The organism is Clostridium neuense, from assembly GCF_045310695.1.
Taxonomy (GTDB): Bacteria; Bacillota; Clostridia; order Clostridiales; family Clostridiaceae; genus Clostridium_S; species Clostridium_S neuense.
Genome location: NZ_JBJIAA010000002.1, coordinates 116927 through 140025 on the forward strand (window position 1 = coordinate 116927; position 23099 = coordinate 140025).

The window sequence follows — 23099 nt, forward strand, 5'->3', positions numbered from 1 at the left end:
TTGTATGTAATTTTTCTATTTTCTTACCATCATTTTAACACAAATATTTAAAAAAATGTTACGATATATATTACTAGGGGTGGTTTTTGATGGGCATTATGGATAAAAAACATTTAACTATAATTTATGAAACAGCTATGGCTTTCTTATCAATTATTGTGGCAGTAATACTTATACTCGATTATTCTATAAAATTATCAAAAGAAATTGTTTACTGCTTTAATATGATAGATAACTTAGTTCTCATAATATTTGCTTTAGATTATTTTATAAGACTCTATTTTTCCAAAAATAAAAAGAAATTTTTCAAAGAAAATATAATTGATTTAGTAGCTATTATCCCTTTGGGGGCTATATTTCAAGCATTTAGAATCGCTGATATTTTTAAGATACTTAAAATTTTTAGATCAATAGTTTTTTTTGCAAAATTTAGATCTCATATAAACAGCTTTATTAAAACAAATAATTTTGGTTACATAATTTTTATAACAATTTTTGTTTTATTTTTAGGAACAATAGGCATGCATTTGTCTGAAGGGATACCACTTGGTAACGCTCTTTGGTTAAGCTTTGTAACTATAACTACCGTTGGCTACGGTGATTTATCTCCTTCAACCACTTCTGGAAAACTTATTGCTGGATTTTTAATGATTACTGGAATAGGTTTTTTGAGTATGCTTACAGGTACAATATCAACTTATTTCCTATCCAAAAATAGAAACAAAAGTTATAAGTATCAAGTTATAGAAAACATTAAAGAAGAATTGGACAATTTTGATAAATTAAGTGATAAGGATGTTGACAATATATGTAAAGTTCTAAAATCACTTAAATAGATTTTTCTTCTAATTTAAATATATTCATTACAAAATCATACAAATGAAAAACGCACACAAATTTGCGTACGCTTTTTGTAGTTTTAAAATCACACTACATTTCTAATGCTGCTTCATCATTGCCCATATATAAATCTTTTATAACCTTTGATAAATTTAAAACATCATTCATTTCATAAAAACCTAACTTATCTTTAATAAAATCAGCTGCATAAAGTGCACCTGATGCAAAAACTTTTCTTGAAAACGATTCATGAGAAATTACAAGTTTATCATATTCTCCAGCGATTAACACCTCATGTTTTCCAACTATGCCTCCAGCACGAACTGAATTTATAGGTATATTTTTATCAGAAATATTTTTTCCTGTATAATTTAAACCGTTTTCTATTTCCTTAGCTATTTTTATAGCTGTACCAGACGGAATATCTTTTTTATTTTTATAGTGAATTTCAGAAATTTGAAAATCATAGTTATTCAATAAAATAGTTGCTAGCTTTGTTAGAATCATAAGTACATTTACACCTCGAGTTATATTGGGAGCATAGACTATTCCTGTATTATTAATTGAAGCCACTTTTTCTATCTTCTTTATCTCCAATTCTGAAAATCCTGTAGTACCAATAACCATATTAACCTTCATTTTTGACACTATATCCAAATTTTCCAATGTTGCTTTAGGAGTAGAAAAATCTATTACAACATCTGGTTTAGTTTTTAAAATTACATTTTCCAAATCATCTGCACTTTCCACTTTAACTCCAATTTTTTCATTTCCTGTTAATTGTCCTAAATCTTTGTGTTTTTTTAAGCTTCCTAAACTACATATGGCTGCTACAAGCTCCATATTTTCTTGTTCCATTATCATGCGTGCAACTTCTTTTCCTGTTTTTCCAATGCCAATCAAGCATACTTTTATCATAAAAATTCCTCCTTTAAAATAATAATTATGTTAATAAAAATAAGCTGTAGAGAAGTATCCACAACTTATTAACTGCATGTACAGCAAAAGAACATGGTCTTATTTTTGTACATACAAAAACCTCCCTTCAACGCTTACGAGATTAGCTGTCGGATTCGGGTAGAAAAGATTAACCCTACTTACCATATTTTGATAAGATTCACCCCTAATTTGGTTCTCCCGCTTAAACAATTCAGCGTTATAATTATTCATTTTTCACAATAATTTCCATTATCTATAAAAAAGCATATCATTTCAACATATGTATGTCAATATATATGTGTTTCTAATTTGTGAATATTAAGATAATTTGCACAAATAAACAATTAATTAAACATAAGAAATACAGCAAATAATACAAAGCAATAATGCTTTTTAAACTTGTTACTTATGCACTATTACTTCGCATTCACTGTAGTACAATAAATGTGAAATAAGTTTATCACATGATTATCTAAACAACTTCAAAATCTCTTCCTCATTTAAACTTGAAAGGTTCTCTCCATTAGAAAGCTCATCTCCTAAAAGGCTTTCTGCGAGCTTTTTCTTTTCCTTTTGCAAAATTACAATTTTCTCTTCAATAGTGCCCTTTGCAATTAATTTTATAACTTCAACTACGTTCTTTTGCCCTATCCTATGTGCTCTATCTGTTGCCTGATCTTCTACAGCTGGATTCCACCAAGGGTCAAAATGCACAACTACATCCGCAGAGGTTAAGTTAAGTCCAGTTCCCCCAGCTTTTAAGCTTATTAAAAAAACAGAATTTTGCCCAGAATTAAAGGCTTTAACCATTTCCATTCTCTTCTCTGATGGCACACTTCCATCGAGATAGCTGTAATCAAGATTTTCTACTTTTATTCTTTTAGCTATATTCTTAAGAACAGAGGTAAACTGTGAAAATATAAGCACTCTGTGTCCTTCATCTATGCTGTGAAGTAGAAGTTCCGTGAGTGCTTCAATTTTAGCACTTGTTCCTGTATAATTTTCCATAACAACAGATGGGTCAAGGCAAATTTCTCTAAGCTTTGTTATATAAGCAAGTATTTCTATCTTGCTGCTTTTAAATTCTTCTTCCTTAACCTTCTTTTCAATTAAATTAACTGCATGCTTGGCATAAGTAGCATAAACCTTCTTCTGCTTATCATCCATATCAACTGTCATTATCTTTTCTATTTTATCTGGAAGCTCTTTTACAACGTCCTTTTTCTTTCTTCTTAATATAAATGGCTTTATGAGCCTATTTAAATCCTCAATGACCTCTGGTTCTTCTTTAAGCTTTTTGTAGTATCTGACGCTGAATCTTTTTTCATCATATAAATATCCTGGCATCAAAAAATCAAATATAGACCAAAGCTCCATAACAGAATTTTCTATTGGAGTTCCAGACAGGGCAAATCTATTTTGGGATTTTACCTTTTTAACCGTTAATGCATTTTGTGAATGCGGATTTTTTATATACTGTGCTTCATCAATTATGCAGTAGTCAAATTCAATGCTGCTGTATAAATTTAAGTCACGCTTTAAAAGATTGTAAGTGGTTATAACTGCATCGTAAATTTTTATATTTTTAAGTATCTCTTCTCTTTCCCCTTTGCTGCCGTTTACTGTTGCAACCTTCATATCCGGTGCAAAGGTTTCAAATTCCTGCTTCCAGTTGTATACAAGGGAGGTTGGGACTACGATCAAAGACTTTTTTCCTAAGTTAGACAGCAAAAAGGCGATAGTTTGAAAGGTTTTTCCAAGTCCCATTTCATCTCCTAGTATTCCTCCAAAGCCAAGATAATCAAGAGTTTTAAACCAGTTAAATCCAACTTCTTGATATTTTCTTAAGCTGCCCTTTAAATTTTTAGGAACTTTAAAAGTCAATTCGTCTATATTTTTGAGCTTATCTCTTATTTTTTTAAGTTCACCTTTACCTTTAATATACCTAATTTTATTTTCTTCAAGATACTCGTAAGCATATATTCCTTTACTCTTAGATATTTCTAGGTGATTATCCTTTATTTCTTTTGGTGAAACCGCATCTAAAAGCTTTAGGAATTTTTTAAGTTCAAGCTGCTCTAAATCCAAAAATTCTCCACTTTTAAGCCTATAATATTTAATATTATCTCTAAAAGCCCTAAGTATTGCTGTTGTTTCTGCTGGAGGTACATCATCAATTTTGAACTCCATTTCAAAATAATTGTACTTTCCAGTCCTTATGTCCCCAATTATGCTTTTAGAATTAATATCTTTTATTCCCTTGAAGTTTTCAGAATAAAATACCTCTCCTAGTCTTTGAAGCCTATCAATTTCAGTTTTAAAAAATCTAAATATGTAAGCATCTCCCCACTTAAGATGGAATTTATTCTTTTCTCTTTCAAAACCAAGCGCCCTTACGGTTTCTAAAACTTCAGTTTCTTTTTTGGAATCCCTATATATAACTTTTTCTGTGCAATCTTCAAATATGTTAAATTCAAATTCTCCATATTTAACCTTTGTAGTAAGCACAACATCTTTCCCCGATTTATCAAAATAAAATTTAAATTCACTTTTCGCCATGACTACCTTATCTCTTACAGCTTTAGATAAATTTATATTTTGAGATAATAAATTTAATTTTGGAATAAGCTTTCTGAGCACTGCATCTTCCCTTGCTGCTGGAAGCATTATAGAGTTAACTTTATTAAATACACGAAAATATGGCTCTAATTTTTCACAGTATTCATAACTTGGAATATATATTGTAAGTCCATATAAAAATGCTGTGCCTTTTGAATTTAAAGTCAGAGGCATTCCTCCCGGCACTTCTAAGATATACTCATCATTTTTATTATTTATTTGAAAAGGCAAATCTGGATTACCTTCTACTATCTCAGCTTCAATGGTTCTAAATTTAAAACCTTCATTTAAATAAACTCTATGCTCCTTTATAGTTTCAAAAAATTCTCTTACAAGATAATCTGGTATATGTACGTATTTTCCATCAATAGCAAGCTTTTTATTTCTGCTTTTGTAGCCAGAACTCCCATCAATGTTTACAAGCATTTGAATGAAATCTATAAGCTTCTTATCCTTTGCCTCTAACTTTTGCTTCTTCAAATTTAATGTAAGATTTTTACCATAGGTTATTGGTACATTGTGATAAATAGCTGCAAGAAAACTATTTATATCCTTCAGCACATACAAGGTGCCAGAATTCATTGAGTGAAGCCCTATTTTTAGTTCAAAAGAAAGCTGACTATTCCATTCATTTCTATTTATATAAACCTCTATTTTTAAGTCTTCTTTTTCTTCTTCATCCCCCAAAAGTATACTAAGGGCATCTTCTAAATTCTGGGTTTTAGCTAAGGACTTCTTTTTAAATGCAGGCTGCCGAGCAAGTTCATCTAAAGACTTATAAAAAGTGGCAGCAAGGTGTTTACAGCAGTAATTATCCTTTTTACCTTCATTATTTTCATAATCCACACAAGTGCAGTAAGTTGACACTATTTTTTTACTCAAAGCATCTATTTCTATTTCAGTGTCATATTCATTAAAAAGGCTTTCTGATATAACCTTGCCACTTACATGTATTAAATCATCTTCATCATGAATATCACAGGCTGAAACTAAATCGTTATTTAAAACTCTAATTCCCTTAGTGCCATTCTTTCCACTAGTTTGTGTGTTGAATATCTGGAGCAGTTCATTTTTGTTCATTATATTTCTCCTTGATAATTGCTATTTGTAATACATTATTATAACACAAAATGAACTGCTTCACTAAAAATATAACACTTAGTAGAATTTTAAATTAAATCAACATATTATAGATACTGTAGTAAATCCTCTAAAAAGTAGGAGTTGATATATAATGCAGTTAGACGATACCCTATTCAAAAGAATTAAAAATATTCAAAGTAATCCTCTTTTATTTGATTTTTGTGGTGGTTTACCATTATCAAACTGCTACTTAATGGCATATTTAGCATGTTACTTTAATCTTAAAAATTACGTTGAAATTGGTGTGTATAAAGGTAGAAGCTTATTTTCTGTCGCACAGGCATTTAAAGATAATAAAGGTAAAGCTTATGGAATTGATCCTTACAGTGTTAATTATGCAAAAGAATATGATTTAGATGAAAACTTAAAAAAACAAATAAACAACTTTTTAAATAATATTAATTTTGAAGCCATATATGCACAGGTATTAAATAATATCAATGCATTTGAACTTTCTGGTATTGTTGAAATTATTAGAAGAACATCAACCGAAGCTGCTCCATATTTCAGAAATGTAGGAATAGATATGCTTTACATCGATGGTAATCATGATCGTAAAGAAGTACAGGCAGATATTAATAATTACACCCCTTTCTTAAGAGACGGTGGGATTATCGTATTTAATTGTATAAATTGGCCCTCTGTAAATTACGGCTATAATCAATGTAAAAAAGATTGTATAGTATTATTTGAAACAGAAGGTTTCGGCATATTGATAAAAAAAATTAAAACTCAAAAAAATTTAGATGCTGCAAAATCTATGTCACAAAAATTACAAAATTTATACTTAAGACTACTTGAGATAGAGAATAATAGAGAAGAGGAAAAAATTAATGTTAACGTAGGCGTACTTGCATATAATCATGAACAATATATAGTGCAATGCCTCAATTCAATAATAGCTCAAAAAGGCAATTTCAACTTAAAAATTATTATTTGTGAAGATAACTCTACTGATAGAACAGCTCAAATTATAGATAACTACATTAAGAATACCCCAACTAGTCAAAATATATCCTTTGAATACTTAAGAAGTAAAAAAAACTTAGGCATGGTAAAAAATTTAAAACGGTTAATAAGAGCTTGCAGTAAAAGTAAGTATACTGCTTTAATAGACGGTGATGATTTCTGGACTAATGAAGCAAAGCTACAAACCCACATAGAATTCATGGAAAACCATCCTGAATGCTCTATGTCCTTTGATAATATTATAATAATGGATTTTGAAAACAAATATATCCTTTCTAACTTACAACAGCAGCTTAAAGGTAATATTTTCACTACACACGATATAGCAAGTATTAACATAATAGGAAACTTATCCTGTTGTTTTTATTACAGCAAATACTTTGATAAACTTCCTGACAAACTTTTTGAAATGTTTGTTGGCGATTGGATGATAAATATTTTTTATTCACAAATTGGAGATATAGGTAACATAAGGAATGCAATGACTATTTATAGGAAAAATATTCACGGTATCTGGACAGGAATGGACGGATATAAAGCGAAGAAAAAAACTATGGCATTTATTGACGATTACAATCAATTTTTAAATTACACCTATGATGAAGAATTTACTAACCTTCGTAATTTAATGACACAAAAAATTGATAATAGATATTTGGAGAACTATGATTTAGTCATTATCGATGATGTCTTTCCACATCCTTTAAGTGGTCTTAGATATCAAGAGTTCCTTAGCTATCTTGAACACTTTAATTCAATGAAAGTGTTATCAACAGGAAGCAATATCCACTTACTAGGTAATGAAACTCTCGAGGAATTAATAATTAGCTTTAAAAGAAGATTTCCCAAAACAAGAGGTAAGCTTGAAAGATTCTCTAGCTTTAATAATATAAACTGTAAACTTCTTTACTTTGCCTTCTCGGAAAATGCTATTTTATTTGTAGCACTAGCAGAAGAAAGAAGTATACCTTTTATATTTACATTATATCCAGGTACTTTTTGCTTGAATAATGCTCAAGTAGACAATTTATTAAAGAGGGTAATTTCTTCACCTTGCTTTGGAAAAGTAATCGTAACTAAGCAGGTATTTTATGATTATTTAATAAGCAAACATTTTTGTAATCCAGAACAAATTATTTTTATTTTGGATGAAACCTCTCCATTACTAAAGTTGAATATTATTCCAACCATATAAAAGAGTTAAAAAATACTTATAAAAAAATTATATTGCTATAAAAAGTTTGTATGGTTTTAATAATCAAATTGCTCATAAAATAAATCAGTTAGACATAAATCTTTACCATTGGATTATGCATAACGAAACGAATTTTTGTATGTATAATGGTATTTTAAACATACTTTCTTATTAGACTTTTTTCTAAAATCATATCATATATGCATACATTTTGTTTTTCTTAGATTGATGGCTATGCTATCTACATATTTTTTATAATTCACATGAGCATTTATATCAAGTTTTTCCGTTAACATCTAACTATTTTTTGTTTTCACATTTTAATATCAAGCATTTTTCTCCCTCTCAATGATATAATTATAAAAAAACATATAATCTCCTTTATTTGTCTGGACTTTTGAAAAACGTTATCTACCGAAACAACTTATTATAAAAAAAGAGCCATAGATTAGTTCTACAGCTCAAATTACAATTATTCATTTTTAGCTAAATAATAAAGCGTTCTAACTCCTGCACCAGTTCCACCCTTTGAGTAGTAACCATCTTCATTGTCTCTCCAGGCTGTTCCTGCTATATCAAGGTGGAGCCATGGCTTTTTCTGAGCAAATTCTCCTATAAATAAACCTGCTGTTATTGTTCCTGCAAATTTTCCTCCTGTATTTTTAAGGTCAGCTATATCAGACTTTATAAGCTTCTTATATTCATCAAAGGCTGGAAGCTGCCACATTTTTTCTCCAGATTTAAAAGATGCCTTTTCAAGCTCACTATAAAAATTCTTATCATTAGCAACAACAGCTGTAGTAGTTATACCTAAGGCGGTTAAGGCTGCCCCTGTAAGTGTTGCAATATCTACAACCCTAGTAACATTTTCTTTTGAAACAGCATAATAAACGGCATCTGCAAGAGTAAGTCTTCCTTCTGCATCAGTACTCAAAACTTCAATAGTTTTTCCAGCCATAGAGCCAATAATATCTCCTGGTTTATAGGCTCCTCCAGAAATAAGATTTTCGCAAGCTGCGACTACTGCAACAACATTTACTTTAAGCTTTCTTTTAGCTATTGCACTTATAGCACCTATAACTGCAGCACCACCACCCATATCGGATTTCATGGTTACCATTCCACTGTTAGTTTTTATGGAGTATCCACCTGAATCATAAGTGAGCCCTTTTCCTACCAAACCCAATATTTCTTTGCTATCCTTGTCTCCAAAATATTTCATCACTATAAGTCTTGGAGGGTTTTCTGAACCAGCGGTTACTGATAAAAAAGCCTTCATATTAAGTTCTTTAATTTGAGCTTTATCAAAAACTTCTACTTTAAAACCGCACTCTTTACCAGCATTACTAGCTGCCTTTGCAAGTGCTTTTGGTGTCATAACGTTAGCTGGTTCATTTACAAGATCTCTGGCAAACAAGGTTGCTTGAACCAAAGTAACAGCCTCACTAACATACTCTTTAACATCTTTTTCCGAAGGCACATTTCCTATAGAAATTTCTATATCCTTTTGCTCTTTTTTATCTGTTTTATACTTGTCGAATTTGTAATCTCCAAAGCCAATTCCCTCTACCATGGCATTTATAACTTGATTACAATTCAAGCCTTCAATTTCAATATTATTTACAAATACTTTTTCCACTTTAAGTTCTCTGCATTTTTTAATTGCCTTTGAAAAAGCATTTCTTATTTTTTCACCTGATACTTCTTTCTCTTTGCCAATACCTACAAATACTATATTTTGATAATTATCATTTTTCAAAGAAGATAGCACAAATATTTCTCCACATTCAGCTTTAAACTTTTCTGTATCAAATAAATGTTTAATTGTATTTTCAAATCCTTCTATTTTCTCAAATTCTTTGTGCATTACAGGAATTATAACTGCATCTGCAGCTTCAATTTGAATAGTATTAATTCCAAATTTCATATGTTTTCCCCTTTCTAAAACCATATTTTTGTTAAATATATTTTACCACAAATAATATAAATATTTTCCTAATAATCCAAAATGCAATAATAATTATCAAAAACTTTTATTTCCCATTAGTATTAACCATAATATTTAAATTTCTTTTAAGTGCATAAACAATCAAGGGAATTAAAACAATCTGAATTACAATACCAGGTATTCCTTTTATAAATAAACCAGCTGCTACAACCGAAATATTGAAGGGTGCACTCATCAATATATGTAATATAAAATAATTTCCGATGATACTCATAATTCTTCCTACTATCATTCCTCCTATTAACGAAGGATATAAGCCTAGCTTAACCTTGTTATATAATAAAGAAATAAATAAAGCATAACTAGCTAATTCTAACATCATCACATATATATAAGGAAAATTAGGCATACCCGTAAAAAGTAAACTCAATATTGGTGTTATTATACCTACGCATAATGCATAATAAGGATTTAATATAAAGCCACCGATCAAAACTGGTATATGCATTGGTAAAAGTATAGAACCTGCATCTTTAACACTATGAAATACCTGTGGCAATATAATTCCAATTGCAATAAGCAAAGCTGCTCTAACTAACTGCTGTAAATTTAACTTTTGTTTCATAAAAAATTCCTCCTTAAAAATAAAAAACCACAAAAATTAACCGCAATCATTATTAATGCTTACGGATAACCTTCGTGGTTATATTTTAATATTTCATTATTTTTCTATAGATAAATCACTTGTAAAATTATAACATTGACTATTTTAAACTTTTAGGTTTTTTAGCTATAATACCTTCATACTTTAAGCTTCATGCTTAAGATTATTTTAACATGTTATCACAATATCATGGAAATATCAAGGAATGTAAAAATTCAATCATAACGCTTCATTTATTCTTGTCTTAACTATTTTCACTGCAGCTTCAATATAATTCTGAAGAGACCCATTTTCAATTCCAGCAACCATTATATGGCATTTATTCATAGGAATAAGAACCTTTTGAGCTGAACTTTCTGCTATAGCCTTAGCCATATTAGGTGTCAATTCACCTAGTAATGAATTAGCACAAATTATACCTATTGGTCCTAATATAATTTCAACCTTATAAGAATTATAAATAATCGCATTTTCTCCTGTTGCTCCTTCATCCGCTCCAGCCTTCAACATTAATGATGTTGCAAGTGAATTAGTTCCTAATGCTACTATATCAATTTTATCTTTAAATTCCTTCCTAAATCTTTCAACTATAGCCTTTCCAATTCCTCCACCTTGTCCATCTATTACAGCAATTCTCATTTTTACCTCCACAAAACGTATAATTATATTTTGAAATCAATTATATACCCTATAGCTGGCTCAAAGTCAAGCCCCTTTTCCAAAATACGCCTTGTATCATTTTATTTTTAAATAAAAACACACACTAATATTTAAGAAAAGTAATAATAAATTTAGTTCCATATCCTATTTTACTTTGTGCTTCTATAATTCCATTATGTGCTTCTATTATAGACTTAGAAAGTGCTAAGCCTATACCTACAGAATCGCTGCTTGAATTTTTTGCTTTATAAAATCTTTTAAATATATTAGGCAAGTCAGCTTTGCTTATTCCCTCGCCTGTATCAAATATTTGTATTCTTACATAAATAGGATTTTCTATCAATTCAACTTCTACTTTTCCTCCAGCTTTAGTATGTTCTATAGCATTTTTTATTATGTTAATAAATGCCTCCTCCATCCATCTTCTATCATGCTTAAATTTCACATCATCAGACTTCTTTAACATTACAAAAATTCCGGCTTCATTAGCTTTTTCTTTAAGTGCATTAATAGAATTTTCCACAGTCTCATTTAAACTTATATCATTTTTTAAGAATTCTATTGCTCTAGCATCCAGCCTCGCGAGCTTTAGTATACTTTTTATAAGCCAATCCATCCTATAAAGCTGTTTCTTGTTATTTTCTAAAAATAACTGCCTTTTTTCTTTTGAAAGTTCTTTTGTAAGTAAAATATCATTATATAAAATCATTGATGATAGCGGAGTTTTTAACTGGTGAGATATATCCGATAGCAAATTAATTAAAAACTGTTTTTCTTTATTTAAAGAATCTATATTGTTTCTTATTATTCCTCTCATAGAATTAAATGAATTTGACAGTTTTGAAAAGTCTCCCTCCCTATCTTCATCTATTAACGTGTCATATTTACCTTCTACTACCATTTTCGCTGCCTTGGAAATTTTTCGCATTCTTTTATAAAAATATATATGTTCAAAATAGTTAATTATAAAAAGTATAGCTGACATAATTAAAAACAGGGTGATAATGTAATAATTATTATTTATAATAGACTCATTAACATAAGGAAAAAGTTTATCTTCCAAATCGACAGTAAGTCCATATTCCTTAAGAATTTTTATTCCCTCTTCTGACTCTCGAGTTTTCCCTTTTTTTGTTACTGACGGAATTACATATTGCAACAACTCTGGATTCTTTTCATTGATTTTTTCAGTTATAGTTCCAATACTTTTTATGTACCCTAGCTTTAAGTTATTATTGTTTACTTTTATCATTATCAAGGTAATTAGCAAAAATATAAAATTTATAAAAAGAAGGATAGCTGAACTCTTCTTCAATTCTGGATTTATAAAATATTTCCCCATTTTATCACTCCTTAAAGACAGGTTTATTCCACATATATCCAAGGCCTCTTTTAGTTATTATATATTGAGGTTCTTTATCGCTTTCTTCTATCTTTTCTCTAATTCTCCTAATATAAACAGAAAGCGTATTTTCGTCAAAAAAAACTTCCTCATCCTCTGTAAGTTCTTTAAGTATTTGACTTCTTTTAAGAAGTGTATTTGAATTATTCATAAATATTAAAAGCAATTTATATTCCTGTGATGTAAGTGAAACTTTATTTCCATCCTTCATAACAACTGCTGTAGATGTATCTACTTTTATATTACCACTTACAATACTGCCGCTATCACTTTTCTTGTTATTTCTTCTTATTAATACTTTTATTCTAGATAAGAATTCTCTTACCCCAAAGGGTTTAGTCATATAATCATCGCCGCCTATTTCAAGCCCAAGGACTATATTAACCTCTTCATCTAGTGCAGTAAGAAACATTACTGGGACCTCGCTTTTTGTTCTTATATATTTACATAAGTCATATCCACTGCCATCTGGCAGGTTTACATCCAAGATAATTAAATCCAAGGCCTCGCCTTCAAATATTCTTTTACCATTCTCTAAAGTTCCTGCTGTAAAAACCTTGTAGCCTTCTTCCTCAAGAGTAAACTCAATTCCCATTGCAAGAGACTCATCATCTTCTATTAAAAGTATTTTATACATTTTAGCCCCCCCTTTAATCATTAGATCAGAGTAGAGAGTAAAGAGTAGAGTGATGGTTGATTTTTCTCCGCTATCGCTTCGAAAAATCTTAAACTTATGCTTATACAATCGCACCACATGTGATGCTCAGTGAAGCTGACAATATATAAATTCTAAGATTTACCTGAGAGAAGCAAAAGGTAAATCCACATTCACTCTACTCTCTACTCTTCCATAAAATCCTATATAAATTATAACACAAAGAAGCATTCCATCTATTATCCATAATGAAATGCTCCCTACCATTTAGCTGTCTTCTCTTATTGTCTCTATTATATTTTCTTTATTTATTCTGGAAAGAGGCGAAAGCACAGACAAATATCCTATCACTATTGCTGCTATTCCAGCTATTCCCATTGCTGTCCAAGGTATATTCCACTGAATTTCCTGTATTCCGCTTATACCTAAGTAAAGAAGATATGACAAAATGCAAGCTATTATACAGCCATATATAGTACCAACTATTCCATATAAAACTCCTTCTAGCACAATCATTTTCTTAAGCCCCTTTTGCGTAAAACCTATAGCCTTTAAAGCTGCAAACTCTCTTTTTCTTAAAATAATATTTGTAGTCAGTGTGTTTACTATATTTACACTTCCTATTAAAGATACTACAATTACAAAACCATACACTAATATTTCAATCATTAATGAACCAGACTTTATTTCCCTATTAACATCTATGATATCTAAGACTTTTAAATTAGGATTACTTTCTATTGCAGTTTCAATTTGGCTTTTTGCTTTTTCTTCAAATTTTTCATCCTTTAATTGAATGTTTATGGCATTCGGTTTAATATCCTTCATGCCCGTTAAATTTTCCATTACCTTTTTAGTTGTTATAAGTTTTATTCCTCTAGGAGCAAAATTAGGTTCAAATGGATCATCATTTAAAACTGCAATTACTTTGACTTTTTTTGCTGGCTCAATGTCCTTCCCATTATTTATATATTTTAAGTCAATCTCATCTCCAGGTTTAATATCTAAAACCTTCCCTTTGTATTTTTTCTTGGTTTTTTGATTCAATATTATATTCTTATTTATAACAATAACTCCATTTTCCTTATTTAATTTTTCCGCATCAATTTTTCCTTTATCTAAGTAAGCTTCTGAGGACTTCAGAGAATTATCATCATATGCAAATACAGAACCTTGATCAAACATGGTTTTTTCTTGACCATTTAGCTCCTCTCTTCCATAAAATTTTCCCAGATTTTTGACATCACTAATTTCACTGCTTGTATCTAAATATTCCTTGAAAACTACTGGATTATACATCTTATATGTTTCTTTCACAACACCTAAGCTATTAATAGAATTTATTATGTTATCAGCTATACAGTTTGCTTTAGGATCTTTATCATCTCCTTGAACTGTAAAATGCATTTTGTCTAATTCATTTGAGGTTCCATTTAAATTTAAAGCCATATCCATAAAAGATTTAAAGGTTACGAACAAAACTACACTTATTATTATAGAAAATACAGTTATTCTATATCGTTTCTTGTTCCTTCTAATATTTTTCGATGCTAAATTACCTTCAAATCCAAAAAGCTTTTTTAATATTGTGCCTTTCCTTCTTTTTATCTTTTCTTTCGTTATGGATGCTCTGCTGCTTATAGCTACCAGTGGTGAAATTTTTCCCGCAAAATACGCTGGAAGCACTGCTGATAAGTAAACAGATATAATTCCTACTACTGCACTTATTAAAATTACTGATGGAGCTATAGAAATCTTCATTAATATAAGACTATCTCCACCTATTATTTTAAATGCAAAGCCAATTAAATTAATGGCTATAATTCCGCATATTAATCCAATTGGTATAGAAATTACAGCTAAAATGGAAGCTTCTCGTAAAACCATATTTCTAAGCTGTCTTGGTGTCATACCCACAGCTCGAAGTAAACCAAATTGCTTTATCCTTTCCACAACGCTTATCTGAAATGAGTTATATATTACGGCAGCAGTTGCAATTACTACTATACCAATAATTACTCCTACAATAGCATACATACTTTTAGTGCTAGAATCATTTCCTCCACCTTGTAAATCTACAACATATGTGTTATCTGAAGCCTTATTATTAGCTCCTAAGCTTTTTAATTCACTAACTGCCTTTTTTAAATTAACCTTTGAGCTTATCTTTACAATAAGTGTTGCTCTGCTTATAGCTATATTATTACTTTTAGAAAACATTATTCCCTTATTTGTACTTTGACTTTGAATACCATCTTGCAAAATTCCAACTAATTTATACTTTTTACCGCCTATTTCTAATATATCTCCAACTTTAGCACCCTTTTTTACATACTTTAAAACCCATTTTTCTAATACAACTTCATTTTTATTATTTGGAAACCTTCCACTTTTTAATTTATAAGGTAAAAGTTCTAAAGCGTCATCTGATACAATTTGTGGTGCAATAGAAACCCCTTTTTGCAGCTTAATCTCCTTTTCATCTTGTAAAAGTCCACTCATAGAAACTTTAGGATTGCTTTTTATCTTAGATAATAAATTTTTATCTACTTTTTGATACGCTACATGCCACGAGCCATATTGACTTTGAAAACTTTCTATTTCTGCCTGTTGTACTCCCTTTAAAAAAAAGCCAATAGCAGAAATTAAAGCCACAGATAATACTATTCCAATAATAGTAAGTACACTTCTTTTTTTATTAGCCTTTAGATATTTCCCGGTAAGCTGTCTATAACTACTAATCATCACTCTAAGCCTCCTTACTAATTATTCTTTAGACATTCATCTGATATTATTTGTCCATCTTGAATAGTAACAATTCTATCCGCTAAAGCTGCTATGTTTACATCATGAGTAATTAAAATTAAAGTTTGATTATATTTTTTTGCTGTAAACTTAAGTAATTCTATTACTTCTTTTGAATTCTTGCTGTCCAAATTCCCTGTAGGTTCATCGGCAAATATTATTGAAGGCTTATTTAAAAGTGCCCTCCCTATAGATACTCGCTGCTGCTGTCCTCCTGAAAGCTCTGATGGTAAATGAGTTCTTCTTTCTTTTAGTCCAAGCACCTCGATAATTTCTTCCAGATACACCTTATCTACCTTCTCATTATCCATTAAAGCTGGAAGTGCTATATTTTCTTCCACGTCTAAAACTGGTATAAGATTAAAAAATTGAAATATAAAGCCTATCTTTCTTCTTCTAAAAATAGCTAATCTTTCTTCCTTATATTTATAAATATCTTCTCCGTCAATAATAACCTTACCGCTGCTTGGTCTATCAAGTCCACCAAGTAAATGTAAAAGTGTGCTTTTTCCTGAACCCGATGCACCAACAATTGCTACAAACTCACCTTTATTAACAGATAAATTAACATTTTTAAGTGCTTCTACTTTATTTGAACCTTTTCCGTAAATCTTGCTTAAATTTTCCACCTTTAAAATCTCCATTTTTACTCTCTCCACCTTCCTCAAATCTACATCAAGAACTGTCACTTTATAAGCCATTGTGTTTTTCTTTAATTCTATTATATATGGCAAATGCTTTTATCTCCATGACTTGAGGCTTACAATAAAAAAAGTTATCTTACTAATTAGTAAGATAACTTTTTTTATTGATATTATAAATTTATAGTTCTTAGAATGATTTTATATATATATCTTTAAGTTCACTTATAAGAGGATATCTAGGATTTGCTGCTGTACACTGATCATCATAAGCAAGTTCAGACATTTTGTCTAATGTTAGATAGAAGTCTTTTTTATCAATCCCAATTGCACTTATATTTTTAGGAATATTTATTTCCTTCTTTAAATCTGAAATGGCTTTTACTAATGCTTCAACTTTCTCATCATCATTGCTACCTTTTAAATTTAAGTAATCTGCAATTTCGGCATATTTTTCCTTTGCATTAGGATACTTATATTGAGGAAATGCTGCTTGCTTTGTTGGGCAATCTGTTGCATTGAATTTAATAACTTCTTCAATTAAGACTGCACAAGCAACTCCGTGAGCAACGTGATGCATTGCTCCAAGTTTATGAGCCATAGAGTGACATATGCCAAGGAAAGCATTTCCAAAAGCAATTCCTGCAATATTGGATGCATGTGCCATTTTTTCTCTAGCTTCAGCATCTATTTTGCCGTTTTTATAGGCTATAGGCAAGTATTTAAATATCATTTTTATAGCTCTTAAAGACAGTGCATCAGTATAATCAGTAGCCATGGTTGAAACGTATGCTTCTATAGCATGAACTAAAGCATCTATTCCTGTTGCAGCAGTTAATCCTCTAGGCATGTTCATCATTAATTCAGTGTCTATTATAGCCATAGTAGGTGTTAATTCATAAGAAGTTAAAGGATATTTCATTCCCGTGTTATCATCAGTTATAACTGCAAATGGTGTTACTTCAGATCCAGTACCGGCAGTTGTAGGTATCGCTACTGAAATTGCCTTTTTACCTAGCTTCGGAAAATCACATATTCTTTTTCTTATATCTAAAAATCTTATAGCTAAATTTTCAATTTCTGCTTCTGGATATTCATATAGTAAGTGCATTATTTTTGCTGCATCCATTGCAGAACCGCCGCCAATGGATATTATAGCATCTGGGTCAAAGCTTAGCATTTTTTTTGCACCATCTTTTACAGAACTAATACTTGGATCAGATTTTATATCTGAATATATATCATATTTAATATCTACTTCATCTAATACCTTTGTGATTTTATTAACATATCCAAGTTTAAAAAGATCTTTATCTGTTACTATAAATGCTCTTTTTATATTCATATCTTTTAATTCTTTTAATGCAAATCCGAGACAGCCATATTTAAAATATATTTTTTTAGGTACTTTGAACCAAAGCATATTTTCCCTTCTTTCAGCAACACTTTTAATATTTAATAAATGCCTAGGTGTTACATTCTCTGATATAGAATTTCCACCCCAGGTACCACATCCTAAGGTAAAGGAAGGTGCTATAGCAAAATTGTAAAAATCTCCACTTGCCCCTTGTGAAGAAGGCATATTGATAAAGGTTCTTGAAGTTTTCATTGCAAGTCCAAATTTTTCAACCTTTTCTTTATTATTTTCAGAGTCTATAAATAAAGAAGAAGTATGGCCATTTCCACCTAAATAGGCAAGTCTTTCTGCTTTTTCAAGAGCTTCGTCAAAATCTTTAACTTTATACATTGCCAATACTGGTGATAATTTTTCGTGTGAAAATAACTCATCTCTTTCAACAGATTGAACTTCACCTATTAATACTCTTGTAGTTTGTGGTACTTCTATTCCTGCCATTTTAGCAATTAAATAAGCTGATTTTCCCACTATACCGGCATTAATATTTCCATTCTTAAACATAGTTTCTTTTACTTTCATTATTTCATCTTTATTAAGTATATAGGCTCCTCGCTTTATAAATTCTTCTTTGACCTTTTCATATATTGAATTTAGAACTAATACAGCTTGCTCAGAAGCACATATTACACCATTATCATAGGTTTTGGATAAAATTATAGAGCTTACAGCCATATTGATATCTGCACTTTCATCAATTATTGCCGGGGTATTTCCAGCTCCAACGCCAATTGCAGGTTTACCTGATGAATAGGCGGCTTTAACCATTGAAGGACCTCCTGTTGCCAAAACTATATCAGCCTCACTCATTAATTCTTGTGAAAGTTCTATTGAAGGTTCATCTATCCATCCTATTATATCTTCAGGTGCTCCGGCTTTAACAGCTGCGTCTAAAATTAATTTTGCAGCAGTAATAGTTGACTTTTTTGCACGAGGATGAGGTGAAAAGAAAATTGCATTTCTTGTTTTTAAAGAAATTAGTGATTTAAAGATTGTTGTAGAAGTTGGATTTGTAGTAGGTATTATAGCGGCAATAACTCCAATTGGTTCTGCAACTTTTGATATGCCTAATGCTTCATCGTGTTCTATTACTCCACAGGTTTTTTCGTTTTTATATTTATTATATATATATTCTGCTGCAAAATGATTTTTTATAATTTTATCTTCTACAAGACCTATTCCTGTTTCTTCTACTGCTAACTTAGACAAACTTATTCTTTCCTTAGCGGCAGCTATAGCGCATTGTTTGAAAATTTCATCAACTTGTTCTTGAGTATATGTTGCAAATTTTTTTTGAGCTTCTCTTAATTGATTTAGCATTTGTTTTAGCTCTTTTGAATTTGTGACTTTCATAATACACACCTCTTTTATAAAATTAAAAAATGGTTTAATATTTAACAAACTATTGTAAAAAAAATCAAATGTGTTATATATCACATCTTAGCATTTTATAAATTGAGAAATAAACTATTGTTATACTCTATGATGTAAATATGGTTAACTATTGATATATCAATGTTCTACGCGCTAATCTTTAATTCAAAGCTGTTATATAACACGTTTACTTTTTATAACGCTAGTATATATCATCATTTTATTATTGTCAAACATTTAACAATTTTTTTTAATATTTATACTAATGCAGTTAAAAAGATTTTTTAATTTTTGGAATTTTATAGAATATTCTTTTTTTATGTGTTATAATTTACTTAAAATTGGTCATACCAATATACCAATTTTAAAAAATGGGGAGGAATTAAAATGGAGATATTAGTATGTATTAAGCAAGTTCCTGGAACTAGCAAAGTCGAAGTAGATGAAAAAACAGGAGTTTTAAAAAGAGATGGTATAGATTCTAAAATGAATCCTTATGATCTTTATGCTCTTGAAACAGCACTTAGATTAAAAGAAAAAATCGGTGGTAATGTAAGCGTAATCACCATGGGGCCACCGCAGGCAAAGGAAATTGTTAAAGAAGCATACATGATGGGTGTAGATAGAGGAGCTCTTATATCAGATAGAAAGTTTGCTGGTGCAGACGTACTTGCTACAGCTTACACAATTTCTCAAGGTATCAGAAAAATGGGTAAATTTGATTTAATCCTTTGCGGAAAGCAAACTACAGATGGAGATACCGCTGAAGTTGGACCTGAAATAGCAGAATATTTAAAAATACCGCACATTGCAAATGTAATAAAAATAGAAGAAGCAAGTCAAGAAGAAATAACGGTTGAAATGGATATGCCAAATACTATAGAGCTTAATAAAGTTTCTTACCCGTGTCTCCTTACCATAGATAAAGATATATTTCAGCCAAGACTTCCATCTTATAAGAAAAAGCTTGAAACTAATGATAGAGAAATTAAAACTATTTGTCTTAATGATTTTGAAGATAAAAATGAAAATAATTATGGACTTAATGGTTCAGCAACACAGGTTGAAAGAATATTTCCGCCTTCAGTAAATAACGACAGAGAAACTTGGACAGGAAGCAGTGAAGAAATATCAGACAAAATATTCAATAAGCTTAAACAATTAAAATATGTTTAATGGAGGGAATTGATATGGGAAAGTTAGTTGTTAATCAAGACAAAATTACAAAGGATAATATAAATGAACTTGTTAATATATGTCCATTTAATGCTATAGAAAATCATGATGGTAAAATTGAAATAAATGCAGGCTGTAAACTTTGCAAAATGTGTGTTAGAAAAGGTCCTAAAGGAGTAATGCAGTTTGTAGAAGAAGAGGTAAAAGCTATTGACAAAAGCCTTTGGAAAGGAATTTTAGTATATGTAGATCATGTTGAAGGAAATATACATCCTGTAACCTACGAGCTTATAGGTAAAGCCAGGGAGCTTGCTTCAAAAATAAATCATCCCGTTTATGCAATTTTCATTGGACACAATATAAAAGAAAAAGCTGAAGAACTTCTTCATTATGGTGTTGATGAAGTTTTTGTATATGATAGTGAAGAACTTCGTGATTTTACAATTGAACCTTATACTGCTGCCTTTGAAGATTTAGTAAACCAAATAAAGCCAACTGCAATACTTGTTGGTGCCACAACCGTTGGAAGATCCCTTGCACCAAGAGTTGCAGCAAGATTTAAAACAGGACTTACAGCAGATTGCACTATACTTGATATGAAAGAGAATACAGATTTAGTTCAAATAAGGCCAGCCTTTGGTGGAAATATAATGGCTCAAATTATAAATCCAAATAACAGACCTCAAATGGCTACGGTTAGATATAAAGTTATGAGTGCACCAAAAAGACAGAAGGATAAAAGTGGAAAAATTACATTATGCAGTTTAGATAAGTCAAAACTCACTTCTAACATAAAGGTTTTAAAAATAACTAAAAAGCTTCCAGAAAACAGTATATCTGATGCAGAGGTAATAATTGCTGTTGGAAGAGGAATCAAGACTAAAAAAGATATGGACATGGTGTACGAATTAGCTAATCTATTAAATGCAAGAGTTGCAGGAACAAGGCCTCTTGTTGAAGCAGGCTGGATAGACGCTAAGACTCAAATAGGTTTAAGTGGAAGAACTGTAAAGCCTAAGCTCATAATAGTACTGGGAGTTTCAGGAGCAGTTCAATTTACAGCTGGCATGAACAGCAGTGAATATATATTTGCAATAAATAAAGATGAAAAAGCACCTATATTTAATGCAAGTCATTATGGAATTGTGGGAGATTTATATGAAATTGTTCCAAAACTCATTGAAGAAATAAAAGAAAATAAAAAAATAAAATCAGCCGTTTAGGAGGGGAAGCTTTATGGTTAATTTAGAGGATATAAAATATTTCAAATCACTTTTAGGAGAAGATAGAGTACTTACCGGAGACGAAATAAATGAGGATTTCAGTCATGATGAGCTTGGTGGAGTAAGCAAAATGCCTGAGGTGCTTCTAGAGGTTCAAAATACAGAAGAAATATCAAAGGTCATGAAATATGCCTATGAAAAAGGTATACCAGTAGTTCCAAGGGGCTCAGGAACAGGACTTGTTGGAGCCTCTGTACCAATGCTTGGCGGAATAATGCTCAATATGAGCAGCATGAATAAAATTCTTGAATTAGATGAGGAAAATTTAACGCTTACCGTTGAACCAGGAGTTCTTTTAATGGAGATAGGAAAATTTGTAGAAGCTCATGATCTTTTTTACCCACCAGATCCAGGTGAAAAATCTGCAACCATAGGAGGAAACATAAGCACAAATGCTGGAGGCATGAGAGCCGTAAAATATGGGGTCACAAGGGATTATGTAAGAGGACTTGAAGTTGTACTTCCTAATGGTGAGGTTCTAAATCTTGGAGGAAAGGTAGTTAAAAATAGTTCAGGTTACAGCATAAAGGATTTAATATGCGGCTCAGAAGGAACTCTTGCTATAATAACAAAAGCAATTTTAAAACTTTTGCCTCTTCCTAAAAAGACCATAAGCCTTTTAGTGCCTTTTAAGGATCTTGACACAGCTATAAGTACTGTCCCTAAAATTATAAAATCAAAAGCAATACCTACAGCAATAGAGTTTATGCAAAGAGAAGTAATTCTTTCAGCAGAAGAATACTTAGGTAAGAAGTTTCCTGATAACAGTGCCGATGCATATTTACTTTTAAGCTTTGATGGCAACAGCAAGGAAGATGTTGAAAAGGACTATGGAAAGGTTGCTGAAATTTGCCTTAATGAAGGAGCACTTGACGTTTATATAGTTGACACAGATGAAAGAAAAGAAGCTGTTTGGAATGCCAGAGGAGCCTTTCTTGAAGCAGTTAAAGCTTCTACTACTGAAATGGATGAGTGTGATGTTGTTGTTCCAAGAAATAAAGTTGCTGAATTTATAAAATATACAAATGAGCTTCAAAATAAATTTAATATAAGGATAAGAAGCTTTGGACACGCTGGCGATGGAAATTTGCATGTTTATATTCTTAAAGATGATTTAAATAAGGAAGAATGGAATAACAAGCTTGAAGAAATATTCAAATCTATGTACAGCAAATCCATGGGACTAAATGGTCTTGTATCAGGAGAACATGGAATAGGTTTTGCTAAAAAGAAATATTTATTTAACCAATATGGAGAAGAATACATTTCACTTATGAAAAATATTAAAAAAGCCTTTGATCCTAAAAATATATTAAATCCACAAAAGGTATGTGAATAAAAGATGAAGTAACAATGCTTCGTCACATAAACC

General features: G+C 30.6%; 15 protein-coding genes and 1 riboswitch. Of the genes, 5 read left to right on the plus strand and 10 right to left on the minus strand.

The genetic code is table 11. The features are described 5' to 3' along the window. Positions 1-89 precede the first annotated feature (89 nt). A complete protein-coding gene (locus ACJDT4_RS02910; RefSeq protein ID WP_406786029.1) occupies positions 90-836 on the plus strand; it encodes a potassium channel family protein in 747 nt (248 codons plus the stop codon). A gap of 94 nt (positions 837-930) precedes the next feature. On the opposite strand, the gene dapB is transcribed toward ACJDT4_RS02910, so the two are convergent. Beyond that, complete coding sequence (dapB, locus tag ACJDT4_RS02915) at positions 931-1758, minus strand: 4-hydroxy-tetrahydrodipicolinate reductase (protein ID WP_406786030.1); 828 nt, start codon at positions 1756-1758, stop codon at positions 931-933. Between the two features lie 116 nt (positions 1759-1874). Then, positions 1875-2006, minus strand: a riboswitch (cyclic di-AMP (ydaO/yuaA leader). 241 nt (positions 2007-2247) lie between these two features. Then, positions 2248-5478, minus strand: coding sequence for an SNF2 helicase associated domain-containing protein (locus ACJDT4_RS02920; protein WP_406786031.1), 3231 nt, complete (start codon positions 5476-5478; stop codon positions 2248-2250). Positions 5479-5632: 154 nt separating this feature from the next. On the opposite strand from ACJDT4_RS02920, the gene ACJDT4_RS02925 reads away from it, so the two are divergent. After that, positions 5633-7705: a glycosyltransferase gene (locus ACJDT4_RS02925; RefSeq protein ID WP_406786032.1), complete on the plus strand. Its 2073-nt coding sequence runs from the start codon at positions 5633-5635 to the stop codon at positions 7703-7705. Between the two features lie 472 nt (positions 7706-8177). On the opposite strand, the gene ACJDT4_RS02930 is transcribed toward ACJDT4_RS02925, so the two are convergent. The 8 genes from ACJDT4_RS02930 to adhE all read right to left on the minus strand — a co-directional run bounded on the left by ACJDT4_RS02930 (position 8178) and on the right by adhE (position 19247). After that, the gene (locus ACJDT4_RS02930) at positions 8178-9632 is read right to left on the minus strand and encodes a leucyl aminopeptidase (protein WP_406786033.1); all 1455 of its coding nucleotides are present in this window, start codon (positions 9630-9632) and stop codon (positions 8178-8180) included. Between the two features lie 106 nt (positions 9633-9738). Further along, positions 9739-10278 (minus strand): ECF transporter S component, encoded by a 540-nt coding sequence (locus ACJDT4_RS02935; RefSeq protein ID WP_406786034.1) that lies wholly within the window; start codon positions 10276-10278, stop codon positions 9739-9741. Between the two features lie 258 nt (positions 10279-10536). Continuing rightward, positions 10537-10956: a DUF3842 family protein gene (locus tag ACJDT4_RS02940; RefSeq protein ID WP_406786035.1), complete on the minus strand. Its 420-nt coding sequence runs from the start codon at positions 10954-10956 to the stop codon at positions 10537-10539. Between the two features lie 124 nt (positions 10957-11080). Beyond that, on the minus strand, positions 11081-12319 hold the full coding sequence (locus tag ACJDT4_RS02945; RefSeq protein WP_406786036.1) for a HAMP domain-containing sensor histidine kinase: 1239 nt from the start codon (positions 12317-12319) through the stop codon (positions 11081-11083). A 4-nt stretch (positions 12320-12323) separates the two neighbouring features. After that, positions 12324-13016: a response regulator transcription factor gene (locus ACJDT4_RS02950; protein ID WP_406786037.1), complete on the minus strand. Its 693-nt coding sequence runs from the start codon at positions 13014-13016 to the stop codon at positions 12324-12326. A gap of 285 nt (positions 13017-13301) precedes the next feature. After that, entirely contained in the window at positions 13302-15779 is a 2478-nt protein-coding gene (locus tag ACJDT4_RS02955; protein ID WP_406786038.1) for an ABC transporter permease, read from the minus strand. 17 nt (positions 15780-15796) lie between these two features. Beyond that, the gene (locus tag ACJDT4_RS02960) at positions 15797-16483 is read right to left on the minus strand and encodes an ABC transporter ATP-binding protein (protein ID WP_406786223.1); all 687 of its coding nucleotides are present in this window, start codon (positions 16481-16483) and stop codon (positions 15797-15799) included. Between the two features lie 187 nt (positions 16484-16670). Continuing rightward, on the minus strand, positions 16671-19247 hold the full coding sequence (adhE, locus tag ACJDT4_RS02965) for a bifunctional acetaldehyde-CoA/alcohol dehydrogenase (protein ID WP_406786039.1): 2577 nt from the start codon (positions 19245-19247) through the stop codon (positions 16671-16673). A gap of 408 nt (positions 19248-19655) precedes the next feature. Here adhE and ACJDT4_RS02970 point away from each other — a divergent pair, with 408 nt between their 5' ends. From ACJDT4_RS02970 to ACJDT4_RS02980, 3 genes are read left to right on the plus strand one after another with little or no spacing between them, the layout of a single operon-like run. Further along, positions 19656-20444, plus strand: a complete 789-nt coding sequence (locus ACJDT4_RS02970) for an electron transfer flavoprotein subunit beta/FixA family protein (RefSeq protein WP_406786040.1) — start codon at positions 19656-19658, stop codon at positions 20442-20444. Between the two features lie 14 nt (positions 20445-20458). Then, positions 20459-21667 (plus strand): FAD-binding protein, encoded by a 1209-nt coding sequence (locus ACJDT4_RS02975; protein WP_406786041.1) that lies wholly within the window; start codon positions 20459-20461, stop codon positions 21665-21667. 13 nt (positions 21668-21680) lie between these two features. Next, positions 21681-23066 (plus strand): FAD-binding oxidoreductase, encoded by a 1386-nt coding sequence (locus tag ACJDT4_RS02980; protein ID WP_406786042.1) that lies wholly within the window; start codon positions 21681-21683, stop codon positions 23064-23066. The last annotated feature ends 33 nt before the right edge of the window (positions 23067-23099 follow it).

Bases quoted from the DNA above. Each gene is read 5' to 3' on its own strand.
- ACJDT4_RS02910 (WP_406786029.1), top strand. From the start codon at position 90: ATGGGCATTATGGATAAAAAACATTTAACTATAATTTATGAAACAGCT.
- dapB (WP_406786030.1), bottom strand. From the start codon at position 1,758: ATGATAAAAGTATGCTTGATTGGCATTGGAAAAACAGGAAAAGAAGTT.
- ACJDT4_RS02920 (WP_406786031.1), bottom strand. From the start codon at position 5,478: ATGAACAAAAATGAACTGCTCCAGATATTCAACACACAAACTAGTGGA.
- ACJDT4_RS02925 (WP_406786032.1), top strand. From the start codon at position 5,633: ATGCAGTTAGACGATACCCTATTCAAAAGAATTAAAAATATTCAAAGT.
- ACJDT4_RS02930 (WP_406786033.1), bottom strand. From the start codon at position 9,632: ATGAAATTTGGAATTAATACTATTCAAATTGAAGCTGCAGATGCAGTT.
- ACJDT4_RS02935 (WP_406786034.1), bottom strand. From the start codon at position 10,278: ATGAAACAAAAGTTAAATTTACAGCAGTTAGTTAGAGCAGCTTTGCTT.
- ACJDT4_RS02940 (WP_406786035.1), bottom strand. From the start codon at position 10,956: ATGAGAATTGCTGTAATAGATGGACAAGGTGGAGGAATTGGAAAGGCT.
- ACJDT4_RS02945 (WP_406786036.1), bottom strand. From the start codon at position 12,319: ATGGGGAAATATTTTATAAATCCAGAATTGAAGAAGAGTTCAGCTATC.
- ACJDT4_RS02950 (WP_406786037.1), bottom strand. From the start codon at position 13,016: ATGTATAAAATACTTTTAATAGAAGATGATGAGTCTCTTGCAATGGGA.
- ACJDT4_RS02955 (WP_406786038.1), bottom strand. From the start codon at position 15,779: ATGATTAGTAGTTATAGACAGCTTACCGGGAAATATCTAAAGGCTAAT.
- ACJDT4_RS02960 (WP_406786223.1), bottom strand. From the start codon at position 16,483: ATGGAGATTTTAAAGGTGGAAAATTTAAGCAAGATTTACGGAAAAGGT.
- adhE (WP_406786039.1), bottom strand. From the start codon at position 19,247: ATGAAAGTCACAAATTCAAAAGAGCTAAAACAAATGCTAAATCAATTA.
- ACJDT4_RS02970 (WP_406786040.1), top strand. From the start codon at position 19,656: ATGGAGATATTAGTATGTATTAAGCAAGTTCCTGGAACTAGCAAAGTC.
- ACJDT4_RS02975 (WP_406786041.1), top strand. From the start codon at position 20,459: ATGGGAAAGTTAGTTGTTAATCAAGACAAAATTACAAAGGATAATATA.
- ACJDT4_RS02980 (WP_406786042.1), top strand. From the start codon at position 21,681: ATGGTTAATTTAGAGGATATAAAATATTTCAAATCACTTTTAGGAGAA.